The sequence below is a fragment of the Actinopolymorpha sp. B11F2 genome (assembly GCF_040195635.1).
GTDB lineage: Bacteria > Actinomycetota > Actinomycetes > Propionibacteriales > Actinopolymorphaceae > Thermasporomyces.
In genome coordinates this window covers 1-14233 of the sequence record NZ_JBEFTX010000039.1, presented here as the reverse complement: position 1 = coordinate 14233, position 14233 = coordinate 1, and the positions used below count along the sequence as shown (strand labels likewise).

Genomic DNA, 14233 nt, shown 5'->3' with positions numbered 1-14233 from the left:
ACCTTGGGAGACTTACGCGACCAAGCCGGCAGGATCGCAGAGGAGAACCGCTTCCGCACCCCAGTGTCGGGACCGAGGCGCTTGTCGTTGACCCGCGGGGCACGCACCGTGATGGCTCCAGCGGCGGTGGTCACCTCCCGCTCGACGTGATAGCCGTTACGGACCACCAGCCGGTGACCGTTCTCGTCGAGCTCACCGCTGCGGGCCTCGATGTAGGCGGCAACCTCAGCCTGCAACGCCGCCGCCAGCATCCGCCTCGCACCGTCCTGCACGACCTCATCCAGCAACGACCCGCCGACCGAGCCGCCCGCGTTGGACCCTTCATCGTCGTGGACTACCAGGTGAAACACCCCCCAGATCATGGACAACAGGGGCAGCCAGTCATGCCTGAACCAGTGGCCTGCCGCCCCAACCTGGAGCCACGGAGAAGGAACGGGGGTGATCATCACGCGGCACGCTCCGGACCGTTCCAGCCCGAACGCATCGGGTGTTCGAGTCAGCGCCTCAGCCGTCCGCTGCCGCGCGTACGGATGCGGCTCACCAGGCGAACCCGTCCGGGCTCCCTGAAGGCCTGTCTCGCTCAGCTGGTGATGAGCACAGAGCCGTACATCGCCGGCACGGTCAGGGTCAGTTCATCGTCGGTCGGAGTGACCGACTGCCCGGTCATTGCGTCGGTGTATGGCTTGTCGCCATAACCCCGCGGCAGTTCGACGGTGACCTGCTGTGTCGTCGTCGAATTGTTGAAGGCAGTAATCGCCCGGGTCCCCCCGTGTTTCCGGGTGAGGACGATGACCTTGTCGTCGAGGTGGACCGGTGCGTCGATGGAGCCTCGCCGGAGTACCGCGTGCTGGTTGCGCAGGCTGATCAGCTGCTGGACATCGGTCAGCATCACCGTGTCGGGGTCGCCGCCCTCGTCCGCCCAGGGATAGGTGGCCCGGTTGAACGGGTCGGTACCGCCGGTGACGCCGACCTCGTCGCCGTAGAACACCGCGGGCGATCCGGGGAAGGTCATCTGGAACAGCACGGCGAGCCGATAGCGCTGTTTAGCCTCGGCGATCTGTTCCGGGCTGCTGGTCTCGGTGTACCCCAACTGGTACAGCGTTCGCGCCGAGTCGTGGGTGGACAGCAGATTCATCAGAGCGTAGAAGGCCTGCGGCGGGTACGACTCGCGGATCATTTCGATGCTCTGGTAGGTCTCCGCGGCGCTGCGGCCGTCGGCATAGTCGATCACCGCGTTGCGGAAGATGTAGTTCATCGTGGAGTCGAAGGTGTCTCCGAGGAAGTACTTAGAGGCGTCGAACCAAGTCTCGGCCAGGGTGAGTGCGTCGGGACGGTGTGACTTCACCGAGCTCCGCCACTCCCGCCAGAACTGGTCGCTAACCCACGGGGTCACATCCATCCGCCAGCCGTCCGTCCCTCGATCGAGCCACGTCTTCATCACCGAGTCGGGCTCGCGGAAGGCGAAGTCGGAGAAGCTGTCGGACTCGGTCAGCTCGGGCAGCGTCGAGATACCCACCCAGCCGGCGTACTGGTCGTCCGGGTCGGTGGCGTCGGGGACGAACGTGTACCAGTCGGCCCACGGCGAGTCGGGCTGGATCGTCTCGTTCTCAAACGCTCCGTTGCCGGGGTAGTTGGCGTACCGGTCGAAATACACCGAATCGCTGCCGGTGTGGTTCAGCGAGGTGTCCAGGATGACTCTGATTCCGTGCGCCTCGGCCTGTTCGGTCAGCCTGGTCAGGTCGGCGTTGCTGCCGAGGTTGTCGTCGATGTTCAGATAGTCGGCGGTGTCGTACTTGTGGTTGCTGCCGGCCTCGAAGATGGGATTGATGTAGAGCGTGTTGACCCCGAGCGTCTCCATATAGCCGAGCTTGTCGATGATGCCGGCGAGGTCGCCGCCGAAGAAGTCGTTGTTGAACTGATCGTCGTCTCCTGTCGAACCGTCCGCGTCGCCGGGGACGTACGGGGTGTCGAGCCAGTCGGAATGGACCTCGACCGGGCCATCAAGGTAGGTGTCGGTGCCCACCTCGGGGTCGTTGGCGGGATCGCCGTTCCGGAACCGCTCCGGGAAGATGTAGTAGTAGATGGCGTCCTTCGCCCAACCCGGCACGCGATAGTCGCGGCTGTACACCGTCTGCCGATACGGCCGAACCCGCGTGGGGTCGTCGGACAGGAATGCGATCTCCCCGAGGCCGAACGAGCCGCGCTCAGTGGTCCAGTAAATGGGATCGTTGTTGTTCTGATAGACGTACTCGACTCCGTTGATGGAGAGCTCGAAGTGGTAGCCGTAGACGTTCTCCTGACCGAACCGGTACGCAGCACTCCACCGGTCGACCTCACCGTCACGGGTTCGCTCCATCGGCACCCGGACCGGGTCGAGGTATTCGATGACGTCCTGATTCCCCTCCAGCCGCCGGGTCTGCACGACGAGAGTCGCCGAGGCCACACCCGGCGGGGCCTCGAACGCAAAACGCGCGTTCGTACCCGCCGGAACTGCGCCGTACGGTGCCTTGAAGTCGCGATCGCGAGAGTCGTACCTCACCTGCCGCGCCACGGTGTCGGTCACCGGAACAGGTATCCCGGGATTGACCCAGGTCTGTTCGGTGATGGTGAGGGTGGGCTGCAGGTCCTCGCCCTCGAAACTCACCCGCAGCGTGTGCGGCCCGGTGAAGTCGAAGCGAAGGTCGGCGACTGATCCGATCTCGGCATCGGAGGACAGCGGCATCGGCTCATTGAGGTTGACGCCGCCGCCGCTGTCATCGGCCGCGCCAAGGTGGGTCTCCGGCGATCCAATGGGGTCGAGGATGGTGAACTCGTGCGTGCCCTGGAGATCAACATTGAGGTAGTAGCCGTCGCAGCTGTACAGGAAGTAGTCGGCGGCCTCCGGACTGAAGTCGTTGAAGTCGCCGCTGAGGCCGAGCAGCGCATCTCCCAGCGGGTTCTGCGGACAGGCGGTAATCGTCAGCGTTGGGGTCGTGATCGACTGGGAGACGTCCAGCACGACGGTCTGGGTGCCGCCGAACGCGTACGTCAGGTTGGCCCCCCGGAGCGCAAGCTCAAGTGGGACACCGGTCTCAACCTGGCTTCCCGCCGCTCCGCCGCCGAAGTCCGCGTCGGCGGACCAGTCAGCGTCGGCGACCTTGAAATCACTGGTCCCGCTGAGGTTGACGGTCAGTTCGAAGCGGTTGCAGTTGTACGCGAACTGGTACGCGGGGTCAGCGGACCAGCCATTGAACCCGCCCTTGAGATAGATGGGCCGGTCCCCGAACGGGTTCTCCACACACCCGTTGTCGGCGGCCGATGGACTCGCCGTACCGGAGATCATCGCGATCGAACCGAACAACATCGCCAGCGCGGCACACACCGCAACCAGCACCATGCGTCTGGACGTGCGCATACACAGCCTCCTTGCCATGTGCGCCCGGCTTACGACGCCGCAAGCCGTGGTGCCCGACCGGATCAATTCGTGCAGGAACGTTCCGACCCCAAGAATGCTCAAAGGGACGCGAGGAGCGCCGTTGGACGCCGGAGCCAGACCGAGGATCAGCACCATGGCCGAAACGGACCACCGCACTGAGTCTTCTCATGACGACCTTCCCTGCCGGAGGGAAGCCCAGAGGGCTCGCCGGGTCTCGCACGGCTACGTCGTACGTAAACGATTACGCCACAGCATCGGGTACCTTCCAAGCCGTGTCAACCCTTGTATCGATGGCAAACTGGCAGATGAGGTGTCGTCACGAATTTGCTGGCCAGGGCCAAGGATCCAAGTGGACGTAACATTACGTTGAGGGTACGGTGCGGAGCATGCCCGGTCGTCCAGCCGTCAACATGAAGGACCTGGCGCGGGAGGCCGGCGTTTCGGTCGCCTCGGTGTCACGGGCATTGAGCGATGCCCCCGGCGTGTCCAGCTCGACCAGGCGCCGCATCAAGGAGCTGGCCGCCAGCATGTCGTATACGGTGTCGCCGGATGCTTCACGCCTTAAGCGAGGATCTAGGAACCGGGTTGCGGTCGTCGTGCGAGACATTGCGCATTGGGCCTACTCCTCGATGCTGCAGGGCATCATGGGAAGCCTTCGAAACGCAGACCTCGATGTCCTGCTGTACCAGGTACGTACAGAGCAGGAGCGTCGGCGATTCTTCGAACAGTTACCAGCCAGACGGCAGGTCGACGCTGTCATTGTGATCGCCTTTCCTATCAGCGACGAGGAAAGACAATGCCTCGAGCTGATGGATGCGGCCGTGGTGATCGCTGGAGGCAGGCTCGGCGACTACCCAAGTGTGCACATCGATGATGTGGCTGCGGCCCAGCAAGCGACCAACCATCTCATCCTCGCGGGGCACGAACGGATTGGCATGATCAACGCCGGAGGCGACTGGTCATTGCCCTACTCGCAACCCGCCGATCGTTTGCACGGCTTCACCACGGCAATGGAGGCCGCCGGACTCTCGGTCATCCCCGAGCTCATCGTCGAGGCCCCCTGGGGCCGCACCGGCGGCGCCGAAGGCATGAATCGGTTGCTCAGCATCGCACCACCCCCCACCGCTGTCTTCGCGTTCTCCGATGAGGTTGCCATCGGCGCCCTGCGCAGCCTGCGACGAGCCGCTGTGACCGTGCCCTCCGGCATGTCCGTGGTCGGGATCGACGACCATCCCATGGCCGAGCTCAGCGACCTGACGACCGTCCATCAGGCGGCAGAGGGACAAGGCGCCAGGGCCGGCCAACTCTTGCTGGACATCCTCGGCGACAACGCCGCTCCAGGTACCCAGATAACGACGCCCACCCACCTCGTCGTGCGTGGCACTACCGCACCACCCCGCCCGAAGCGGCCCCAGCCGGCCGACGATTCACCGCGCCACATCTACGCGTCAACTGAAATCGACAGGAAGTGGGGCTAGCGGTCGAAGCTGCCGTTAGTTACTTCGACCTGAAAAAGTCGGTATGTTGATCATGGTGTGGCGGTGGTCTGGACGAGAGGATGGCCTCGACCCCTTGGGCTAGTGCCTCATCAAGGAACGTTGGCGTTGTAATGGCAGGCTGTGCCTGGAGGTGAGTGATGGCACGTCGGCCTGAGGTGTTCGTTCGGGAGTTGGAGCCGCAGGAGGCTGAGCGGCTGGTACAGATCACGCGGTGACGAGGGATCGGATCCGGTTGCGGCGGGCGGGGATCGTGCTGGCGTCGTTGCAAGGTAGGTCGGCGTCGGAGGCGGCAGCGATGTTCGCGGCGTCGCCGGCCGTCATTACAGCTGTCTATTGGACGTACACCGCGACCATCGCTAGCGGCTGCCTCGGCAGCGATGGGCCGCGCCGGTTGCCGCCGCAGAATCCGCACAATCCGCAGAACCCCCGGTACGGCAACGTCAGCGCAGGTCAGACCGCCTGCTCAGCCGTCTCACAGACCGGCCGCAGAATGCCGCAGAACCGCCGCAGAAAGAGCACTGTGTGGCCGTGTGCCCAGGCGTGGACGGGCGAGCTGACGGATTCTGCGGCGGTTCTGCGGAATTCTGCGGCGCCGAGGTGATCCTTGCCGCCAACCCACCTGACCTGGGAGAACCCCGCCCCGTCGACGATTCTGCGGATTGTGCGGATTCTGCGGCCGCAACTACGCCCCGACCCGCGCGGCCGACAAGGGTGACCTTCCCCACGGATCTCGGCCGCCCACGTCTGGTGTCGGTAGCCTCATGACCCAGCGTCAGCAGCCGAGGAGACGTCATGCGGGTGGTCGAGCATTGGCGCGAGAAGCAGAACGCGCGGATGTACGACGGGTTCGCGCGTAGGTTCCCGATGTATCGGTTGACGAGCGCGGACCTGGTGCGCTGCGCGGGCCTGCAACCAGACAGCGAGGTGCTGGACCTCGCCTGCGGAACCGGTGTGACGACCGAAGCGATCCTGGCTGAGCTGGGACCCACCGGGCGCGTGACCGCCGTCGACGCCTCGGCCGCGATGCTCCAGATCGCTGCCGAACGAGTACAGGACCCACGCGTGACCTGGCTCGAAGCACCCGCCGAACACGTCGCCACCGCGGTGAACGCCGGGTTCAGTCATGTCGTGTGCAACTCGGCGATCTGGCAGATGCAGGTGCCGGAAGTCGCCGCCGCCATCTCAGCCTTGTTGGCGCCGCACGGACGGTTCGCCTGCAGTGTCGGGACCAACCGGCAGCCGGACGGTTCGTCGGCACACCCGCCACGGAAGCCGTCGCTGCACGACCTGATGCGGGCGTACGCGGTGATCGACCACAACTTCGTCTTTCAGCCATCCAGCCGAGCGCGCCGCCTCATGAACGACGACGGTATCCGCGACCAGCTGGAGGCAGGCGGCCTGAACGTCGTGCGGACCGAGTACCTCGAGTACGCCTTCGACCCCGACCAGACCTACGCCTGGTCGCAGATTCCGATCTTCACCGCACATTTCACCGGCCTGTCCTACGAGCAACGGATGGACGCCCTCGACAAGGCATGGACGCGGCTCGATCCACACGCCCAGCCCCCGTCCCGATGGGCGATCCTGGTCGCCGAGCCTCGACCGTGAAACGCTGAAGGACCAAGCTGGCGAGTTCCGCGGGCTCGGCACTCGGTGACCGTCGCTGGCGTGGTCGTCGCTGGGACAAGAGAGCGCTACCACGGCAGCTCACCTCGCCCGGGCTCGTTCGTCACGGACTATGGTCGACCGAGCCTGCTGGCGAAGGACCGAAGCTCTGCATGGATCGGGCCCGACGACGGAACCCTCTGCCCCCACCAGCCGTCCCCGGACTCTCCCTCGGCAAATGCGGTGAGGATGTTGTCATCATCGTGTTCGGTGAACGATCTGAGCAGCTCGTCGAATCGCTCCACGACCTGAACCGTGCTCCCCCGCTGATCGTCATCCAACTGGTCGAGCCCGGCGGCAACCGTGTCACGAATGATCAGCGCGCCACATAGTCATGGGCAGTCCACACGTCATCGCTGTCGTCAGGACTCAACTCCCTCTTAGTGGAGGTCCGCGTAATGTGGCTGGCCCGACCCGCGACGAGGTTGAGCACCGACCGCGAGCGACCATGGCCGATATCCACCATGACCTTCTCCAACGCGGCCAGCTGGCTCTGATCAAGCTGATCTGAGATGCCGTAGCGATCCATTCACTCAACCACCGGTGCAGTCGGACGGTCGCACCGTCGGACGTGTCGGCACGTGTAGCTCCACTTCCTCGGCCGGGCCGCCGGGGTCCAGGGTCGCTTGTCTCACTGTGTGATCTCGATGTTGTAGTCGAAGTCAGGGTTCAGTGGAACTCCAAGGATCTGGCTCACGCGAGCACGGAGCTCGTCCGAGACCTGGTAGTCGTAGAGCATGTCGGGATCATCGTCGTAGAGCTCGAACAAGGGCTTGAGTTCGACGATCTTCTCCTCAGGAAACTCCTGCTCAGACACGAAGAACTCGTCTGACCTCCGGTAGGCGGCAAGCACCCGTCTCACGAGACCTCCAGGGTCGCATGCGCCGTAGATCGTGGAGTCGCCTTCATGATCAGGTCACTTTCCTTGCGGCTTGCGGCTTGGGTCAGCGGGGCCGACCTGCTTCCCTGTGTCTACGTTGAAGTCGCCCTGGTGCCTGTTGCCGCGGTCGTACTTCTCGACTGTGCCGTGTCGGCGGTCGAACTCGTAGATGTTGCCCTGGCTATCCTTCCAGGTTCTACGCGGTCCCTTGCTCCGGATGGGCTGGGCGTCTGGGAATGCATTCAGCCTCCTTGGCGGAACGTGGTAATGCTGGCCGGGTGGGAGTTGGCCCTGTCGCTGCGGGCTAGCGCCGCCAGTCGACGATCCCGCCGTCGAACTGCCGCCGTTGGCCTCGGACAGCATCGCACCGGCCAAGGCGCCGATTCCGGCGATCCGGGCCGCCTGCGCGAGGGTCAGTCCCGATGCTGCAGCGGCTGTGGCGATGGCTCTGCCGCCGACGATGCCGAACGCGAGGCCGGGTCCGCCCAGGCCCCCGATCAGAGACAGCAGTGCCAGGGCGGTGAGCGCGATTCCCAGCGCCAGCGCCGCGCCCTGGAGGGCGTCCAAGAGAAATACGTTCGACATCAGCGGACCCGCTGGCTGGCGACCCGTCGCCGCGCCGGAGAGGAGCGCGACTCCGGTGATGGTGGCGCCCGCGGCCAGAATGACCTGAAGCCGAGTTACGGCAACGACCTCGCCAGCAGGGTGGCCCGCCAGCTGGCGGGCCACCCGTAGTGAGAGCCAGAGCCGGTACGCCAGCCACGCCGTGCCCCCAACACCGAAGACGACAAGCACGATGAACCCGGCCGTGGTAGTGAACGCGTCCTGCATCCAAGCCGTCGCGGGAAACCCGCCCACCACCAGATACAGCAGTCCAGGCATGGCCAGGACACATGGCACCACGATCGACAGAGCGGCGCTCAGCGTGGTGCATCAGTGTCATTTGTTCGGCCGGCGCCTGACCATGGCGGCAACGAGCTGGGGTTACAGCCATGTGGGGCCTGGAACCCGGTTGTTTGTCGCGCTGACCCACTGCGAGGCTACGTCGGTATGACCGCAGCGCCCACGTTCAGCAGAGCTTGGTTCGATCTCCAGTCGAACTGGGTCGGTCGGGTCGTTGAGCTCACTGGCATAGACCGGGTTGCGGCGTGGCAGGACTGGACCGCCGTGACGAATCTGGAGATGCCGGGGGTATGGCAGGTGGTACGCGACGCTGTGATCAGCGGCAATGCCGCCGCGGTCGCACACCGGGAGTGGTTGGCGACGCTGACAGCACGTCGGACCGCCTTGCAGCCCGGTTGTTTCTGGTACGAGCTCGAAGAGGACAACCGCCAGGTGCGTCTGCACTTCGCCAACCGAGAGGGGCGCGGGGTCCTGAGCCCTGGCCGGCAGGCAGCTCGTCGAGCAGAACTGGCCGCCACCCTCGCCGATGCCCAGAGCGCCGCTCCGGAGGCTGAACGACTCCGTGGCGGTTCGTGGCTGTACCACCTTCCTGGCTACCGCGCGCTCTTCCCGCGCAGCTTCCTGGACCGAGCAATCGAGGGCGAGCCACGAAACGACGTCGGACGGATGGCATTGTGGGGCCAATTCGTGCGAGGCGACGGCACTCTCTATCAGCCGAGAGCCAACCAATTCATTCGGGTATACATGGAAGCGTCCAGCGTGGACGGGCTACTAGCCGCGTTTCCGCTGCGAACACTCGATGTCGTAGGCCCGCTCCGCGATGTTACGGACTGGCTCACGCCTGACTGATCTGGCGGTCCAGACCGTGCCGTGCCGGCCCGTCCTACCGGTCCTGAGCCCGGTGGCCAGCACTCAAGCCCGCAACCGCGGCACTATGGAGTGCTGATCAGGCACCCGTACCGTGGTTCGCGTGGATGAGATCAGCGGTGCGCAGCGGGACATCCTCGGTGCGACGACAACCGGACAGGTAGCCGATTGGGTTGCCCGCCACGTGCGCGACCACATTGGCTCGGGAGTCGACGCGGTTCTGTTCACCGGCGGTGACATCGGCGCGGTCTTCGGTCTGCGCCTCAGCGACGGCCGCGATGTCGTGCTCAAGGCATTCCGTCCGGGCGCGAATGTACAACGGCTGCAAGCCGTCGTACGGGCGCAGAATACGCTCGCGGCAGCGGGCTTTGGCTGCGCCCGCGTCTTCGACGGGCCGTCGTCCACCGGCGATGTGCTCGCGCTTGTCGAGGAACGGCTCGCCTGCGCCTCGACAGGCAGTCCGCACGACCAGGCGGCGAGAGTGGCGATGGCGGCGGCGCTCGCTGGGCAGATCGATGCGCTGCGCGACATGGACGGCGCTGCCCTCGTGCCGGGACGCCCGGCATGGGCGGACTGGAGTGTCGGCACGTGGCCGGCGCCGCACCATCCGGCGTTCGACTTCTCCACACCGGTGCCGGGCATGGAATGGGTGGAGGAGACCGCCGACGCGGCCGCCATGGTCCTGCGCGCCGCTGACCACAGTCGGCCGGTGATCGGACACAGCGACTGGGTGTGGCAGAACGTCTGTGTCGTCGATGGCGCGTTCGTCGCCGGCTACGACTGGGACAGCCTCGTCTACGCCCCGGAGCCGGCGGTCGTCGGCCTGTGCGCTGGCGCGTTCACACAAGGCACTCCAGTCCCCCCGGACGCCCCGACAGCGGCAGAGGTCGCGGCGTTCCTCGACGACTACGAGCGCTTCCGGCCGTTCTCCCGAGCAGAGCGGCGCACGGCCGATGCAGCCGCGACCTGGGTGCGCTGCTACAACGCACGCTGCCAACTCGACAACCTCCACCGTCGCAGTCTCGACCCACCCCCCGGATCGTTTGTGGAGACGCTGCGAGGGGCGGGACTCGGTGGTAAGACCGATGATGTCGCCGACAGCAGGTAGCAGTAGGGGCAGGACGCGTTAGGCACCACCTCCACCGAATGTTCACATCGCGTCGTCCACTGGGGAAGGACAAGGGCTGGCTCCGCTCATCTGCGCGACGCACGCGACCTGGCCGTGCCGGAAGCCAGCTAGCCCGTTCGGGCCCAGGTCGGAAGCAGTCGCGCGGTGAAGCATGACTCGCAAAGCCGGCAGGCTACAGAGAGGAATCCCATGGCCGAGGACTCCGAGCGGCAGTACGCCGACTACCCGCGGAGCGACCGCCCCAAGCGCGACTGGATCGGACCGCTCCGGCGGGCCTGGGCGTTGACCAGCTACGTCCCACCCTCGCGCCAGACGTCGCTGCACCCGAACATCTACGGCAACCGCAGATGAGACGCCTCTTGCGCCTGTTGACCGGCGCGGCGACGGCGCGCCGCATCTGGGCCCAGCACTGCTACGACATGAAGGCGCCCCACAGGTTCGCCGGCTGCCCAGCGTGCGAGATGGCGAAGGCCCTCGGCTTTACCCGGCGTTGAGTGCCATCATCTCCATCTCGTGGCCGGGCGGCCCTTGGGGCGACCATGCCGCCGGGTGCCTGAGGGACCTGACTCCCCTCGATACTCGTGGAAACTTCGCCGCGTATTTGCCGCAGACCACCGCTGCAAGCCGGATACGGCCGGACGTCGCCGGACTGACCCCCACACCCGTGATCACGCATCGTTGCAGGTCAGCGGCCGTTTTCGAGCCTGGCGGAGGGCGTGGGATTCGAACCCACGTGGCGAGGGGTTACCTCACCTAGCGGTTTTCAAGATCAGTAAGAACTACGGCTCCGACCTGCGGATTCTCACCGAAGGAAGGCTCGGGCCCCGCGTACTCCCCGCGATCGCGCCAAAAGGATGGTTGGTCGAGGACACAATGTGCAGCACATGTGACGCTGAACGGGAGGGAAGCGGTGGGGACCGGGGCAACGGAGGGCCCAACGGGCGCTGAGCCTCGAGGCGACGCTGCGGGATGCCGCCGACCGGCTTCGTAGTCGGGTCGATGCGGCCGGGCACAAGCATGTCGTCTTCGGGATGATCTTCCTCAAATTCGTCTCGGACGTCTTCGCGACCAGATGCTGTGCGCCGTTCACCGGTCAGGTACATCAGGTACATCTTTGACGGCAGCAAGATCATGTTCCGAACGGAGAACGGTGCCAAGCTGCGGGCCGCAGATCAGCACCAGCTTGTCACCTTCGAAATCGACCAGATCGACCTGCCCGGCGGATACGCCTGGGCCGTGACAGCCAGTGGCCAGGCGGATGTCGTGACCGATCAGGCCGAGCTCGCGCACGTCATGAACGCGCTGCCAGCGCCTTGGGCCTCTGATGGCGGTTCAGCCGTCGTGTCAGTCCATGTCGACGTCGTGCAAGACTGCGGGTGACTCGGGACAGCTGAACCACGCTCAGGGTGAGCGCGCAGACCTTCCAGCCTGGCACGCAGGCGCCGCCACTGCCACGATGCCTGGTGACCTTGGTGTCCACCTGAGCCCCGCTGCAGCCTGTCGATCCATCCGGCCCACGATCTCGTCGTTAATGAGGGTCAACGTATCCAGTCGAACGGCGCGGCAGCTCCTGCCCGGTTCGTCGGCTCCTCCAGCACGTGGTCCCCCATCAGCCATCCTCTGTTTTCGCGGCCAACCACATCTCGTGCACCAGCTGGCTCGCCGCACGCCCAGCCGCAGTCAGGTCGACGATGTGTGGACCGACGTGGAGCAACGATCGGGCCGGATCGTTGACGACGTGTTCGAAGTCGATCCGGTACTGCTGGGCGAGCTGCTCGTCCGGCACGCGGCTGTCCCGCTGCCTGATCGCTGGCTGCTGCTGGTCGCCCACGCCACCGCTGTAGTCGTCGAAGTGCTCGATCACGTCTCGGGCCTCCTTCGCACCGGGAAGCCGGGTCTCGAACTCGTCGAGTGCCGCGCGCAGCTGATCCCTCGCCTTGGCGGTGACGAGGTGCCGTAGGGCCATGTCGGCGGCCCGTCGCACGTTGCGAAGCGCGAGCACCAGCAGGTACGCGTCAGGGACCTCACTGTGGCGACCGCATCCTTCAACGACACGTGTCGACTGCAAGCGGACAGTACCGGCCCATAGCCAGGCCTGGGAAAGACCCCACATTCACGCCGTGATCGATCAGCCTCCATTCCTCGTCTGCCTCGATGGCGTGTAGCGGCCGTGAGACTACGTTCAGCTGTCTAAGAAATTTGGGTTGCTGACGCTAGACATCCTCACTGGCGTTGCTACTATTTCTCGGGTTGAGAGTGGAGAGCAGTCAGGACGCAGAGAAAGGGAGGGGTTCGTACACCGTTGGGTCGTCCGCTGCTGGCTGTGGTTTCGGCCGCGCGGTCATCGTAGGTCTTACCGAAGAGAGGTGGTCTCCGGTCACACTTACGCGATCCTCGCACCTGTCCCCGCTTAGATGCGGCTAGTGCGATACGAAGATCCGACGTTGTCGTCGGTAGATGGTGTTTCTGACCCACAACCCGAAGGGCCCCGGCGTTCGCGCCGGGGCCCTCGACATGGGAGGTGATATGGACCAAGGCCCCACCGACATGTTCGACGACGAGGACTACCCCGCCTACACCATGGGCCGTGCCGCGGAGATCCTCGGCACCTCACAGGACTTTCTTCGGCGACTGGGCGAGGTAAAGCTGGTCGACCCACAGCGCTCAGCTGGAGGGCACCGCCGCTACTCCCGTCGCCAGCTCCGTCTGGCGGCCAGGGCCCGCCAGCTAGTCGATCAAGGCATCGCGCTCGAGGCAGCCTGCCGGATCATCCTCCTCGAAGACCAACTCGAGGAAGCCCGAGGTCAGAACAAGAAACACCAACAAGGTTGACCCGCCCACACGTAAGCCTGCTCGCCTGGACCGGGCCGTGGTGCCCTGGCTGTCAGCGCTCTTCGAAAAGTGTGCGAGCAGACCCTCGAGGAGCTGAGGCGCAGCATGACCAACCCTGGCCGGCGAGCACTGGCGCTGGATGGTGTGGTGAACCTGGCGATGCCGACGGAAGAGTTCTCAAGCTTCTGATGATCACGAGTCTGATCGAGGCGTCCGGGGTCTTCGGCACCGTCGGACGAGATCTTGCTGAAATGTTTGGGCCGCCTGGGTGTGGATGGGGGCGACCAATCCCCAGGCGGCCCAAGGGCCAGACCTTGCCCGAGGAGAGCCCGATCTGTCCCCGCCGGCAACCGACCGGGAGGGGCGCGGGCACGGTCTGGCAGTAAGGCCCTCGTCTTCCTTACCGGCCACCAAGTCTGGCTGATGCATCCCAAACTCGGTGCCCCGGTGAGTTGGGTCCGGATCGCCGCTGGTGCCAGCCGGGTTCGTTGCGGCGACCCGGATCCCAGAACTCGCCTACACAGCTATTTGTCCGGATATGTGCTTGCCTAAACCTTTGCGTGTGGTTGCTGGCCGGATCTTGTCATCCGGGGTCGCCCGATGCCGCCCCGCAGGTTCGAAGCAACCCAGCCCGTGGCCGGCGCCGGTCAGCGGATCGGGGCTCTGTCCGTTACCGGGTTCGAGTGGCGGCTCGCGGATGAGGTGACGGTCCGCAGCATCCGATTCATTGCTGTCGTTGTGGTCGCTGGGGTTGTGCTGACCTAGTTCTACCCAGACTCGTTTTCCGCCGGTGCCGTCGGGTTCGATTCCCCAGCGGGTGGTGAGTTGCTCGATGATGGCGAGTCCGCGGCCGTGTTCGGCGTGGCTGGTCAGTTCTTGTACCACTGGGGGGTTGAGCGAGCCATCGGTGATGGCGAGGTGCAGGGCGTTTGGGTTGTCGCCTCCGTGCAGGACGGCGTTGGTGACCAGTTCGCTGATGACAAGTCGGGCATCTTCTGCCAGCGCGTCGAGGTGCGGTTGGTCCCAGACGTGCAGAAGCTCTT

16 protein-coding genes are annotated in these 14233 nt (G+C 65.2%); 9 read left to right on the top strand and 7 right to left on the bottom strand.

Going from position 1 to position 14233, the window contains the following annotated elements; translation table 11 throughout:
- Both ABN034_RS33840 and ABN034_RS33835 read right to left on the bottom strand, forming a co-directional pair.
- Nucleotides 1–350 (bottom strand): transposase (locus tag ABN034_RS33840; RefSeq protein ID WP_502879146.1); only part of this gene is annotated, 350 nt, incomplete at its 3' end.
- 230 nt (nucleotides 351–580) lie between these two features.
- Nucleotides 581–3394, bottom strand: coding sequence for an alpha-amylase family glycosyl hydrolase (locus ABN034_RS33835; RefSeq protein ID WP_349695033.1), 2814 nt, complete (start codon nucleotides 3392–3394; stop codon nucleotides 581–583).
- A 407-nt stretch (nucleotides 3395–3801) separates the two neighbouring features.
- Here ABN034_RS33835 and ABN034_RS33830 point away from each other — a divergent pair, with 407 nt between their 5' ends.
- Complete coding sequence (locus tag ABN034_RS33830) at nucleotides 3802–4893, top strand: LacI family DNA-binding transcriptional regulator (protein ID WP_349695032.1); 1092 nt, start codon at nucleotides 3802–3804, stop codon at nucleotides 4891–4893.
- Between the two features lie 813 nt (nucleotides 4894–5706).
- A complete protein-coding gene (locus ABN034_RS33825) occupies nucleotides 5707–6522 on the top strand; it encodes a class I SAM-dependent methyltransferase (protein ID WP_349695031.1) in 816 nt (271 codons plus the stop codon).
- A 373-nt stretch (nucleotides 6523–6895) separates the two neighbouring features.
- Here ABN034_RS33825 and ABN034_RS33820 read toward each other — a convergent pair whose 3' ends face one another.
- From ABN034_RS33820 to ABN034_RS33810, 3 genes are all read right to left on the bottom strand, one after another.
- Complete coding sequence (locus ABN034_RS33820) at nucleotides 6896–7108, bottom strand: hypothetical protein (protein WP_349695030.1); 213 nt, start codon at nucleotides 7106–7108, stop codon at nucleotides 6896–6898.
- A gap of 102 nt (nucleotides 7109–7210) precedes the next feature.
- Nucleotides 7211–7441 (bottom strand): DUF7683 domain-containing protein, encoded by a 231-nt coding sequence (locus ABN034_RS33815; protein WP_349695029.1) that lies wholly within the window; start codon nucleotides 7439–7441, stop codon nucleotides 7211–7213.
- A gap of 54 nt (nucleotides 7442–7495) precedes the next feature.
- Nucleotides 7496–8341, bottom strand: a complete 846-nt coding sequence (locus ABN034_RS33810) for a colicin E3/pyocin S6 family cytotoxin (protein ID WP_349695028.1) — start codon at nucleotides 8339–8341, stop codon at nucleotides 7496–7498.
- A gap of 168 nt (nucleotides 8342–8509) precedes the next feature.
- Between ABN034_RS33810 and ABN034_RS33805 the strand changes: the two genes are divergently transcribed.
- The 6 genes from ABN034_RS33805 to ABN034_RS34795 all read left to right on the top strand — a co-directional run bounded on the left by ABN034_RS33805 (nucleotide 8510) and on the right by ABN034_RS34795 (nucleotide 11738).
- Nucleotides 8510–9211, top strand: coding sequence for a hypothetical protein (locus ABN034_RS33805; protein ID WP_349695027.1), 702 nt, complete (start codon nucleotides 8510–8512; stop codon nucleotides 9209–9211).
- A 121-nt stretch (nucleotides 9212–9332) separates the two neighbouring features.
- The gene (locus tag ABN034_RS33800; protein ID WP_349695026.1) at nucleotides 9333–10337 is read left to right on the top strand and encodes a phosphotransferase; all 1005 of its coding nucleotides are present in this window, start codon (nucleotides 9333–9335) and stop codon (nucleotides 10335–10337) included.
- A 210-nt stretch (nucleotides 10338–10547) separates the two neighbouring features.
- Nucleotides 10548–10709, top strand: a complete 162-nt coding sequence (locus tag ABN034_RS33795; protein ID WP_349695025.1) for a hypothetical protein — start codon at nucleotides 10548–10550, stop codon at nucleotides 10707–10709.
- The gene (locus tag ABN034_RS33790; RefSeq protein WP_349695024.1) at nucleotides 10706–10852 is read left to right on the top strand and encodes a hypothetical protein; all 147 of its coding nucleotides are present in this window, start codon (nucleotides 10706–10708) and stop codon (nucleotides 10850–10852) included. Before ABN034_RS33795 ends, ABN034_RS33790 begins: the two co-directional genes overlap by 4 nt.
- 450 nt (nucleotides 10853–11302) lie before the next feature.
- Complete coding sequence (locus ABN034_RS33785) at nucleotides 11303–11476, top strand: type I restriction-modification system subunit M N-terminal domain-containing protein (RefSeq protein ID WP_349695034.1); 174 nt, start codon at nucleotides 11303–11305, stop codon at nucleotides 11474–11476.
- Between the two features lie 13 nt (nucleotides 11477–11489).
- A complete protein-coding gene (locus ABN034_RS34795; protein ID WP_502879145.1) occupies nucleotides 11490–11738 on the top strand; it encodes a pyridoxamine 5'-phosphate oxidase family protein in 249 nt (82 codons plus the stop codon).
- 229 nt (nucleotides 11739–11967) lie between these two features.
- Here the strand turns inward: ABN034_RS34795 and ABN034_RS33775 are convergent, their stop codons facing one another.
- Nucleotides 11968–12426, bottom strand: coding sequence for a hypothetical protein (locus ABN034_RS33775; RefSeq protein ID WP_349695022.1), 459 nt, complete (start codon nucleotides 12424–12426; stop codon nucleotides 11968–11970).
- Nucleotides 12427–12815: 389 nt separating this feature from the next.
- On the opposite strand from ABN034_RS33775, the gene ABN034_RS33770 reads away from it, so the two are divergent.
- Nucleotides 12816–13190: a MerR family transcriptional regulator gene (locus ABN034_RS33770; protein WP_349695021.1), complete on the top strand. Its 375-nt coding sequence runs from the start codon at nucleotides 12816–12818 to the stop codon at nucleotides 13188–13190.
- 516 nt (nucleotides 13191–13706) lie between these two features.
- Here ABN034_RS33770 and ABN034_RS33765 read toward each other — a convergent pair.
- On the bottom strand, nucleotides 13707–14233 hold a 527-nt coding region (locus tag ABN034_RS33765; RefSeq protein ID WP_349695020.1), incomplete at its 5' end, for an ATP-binding protein.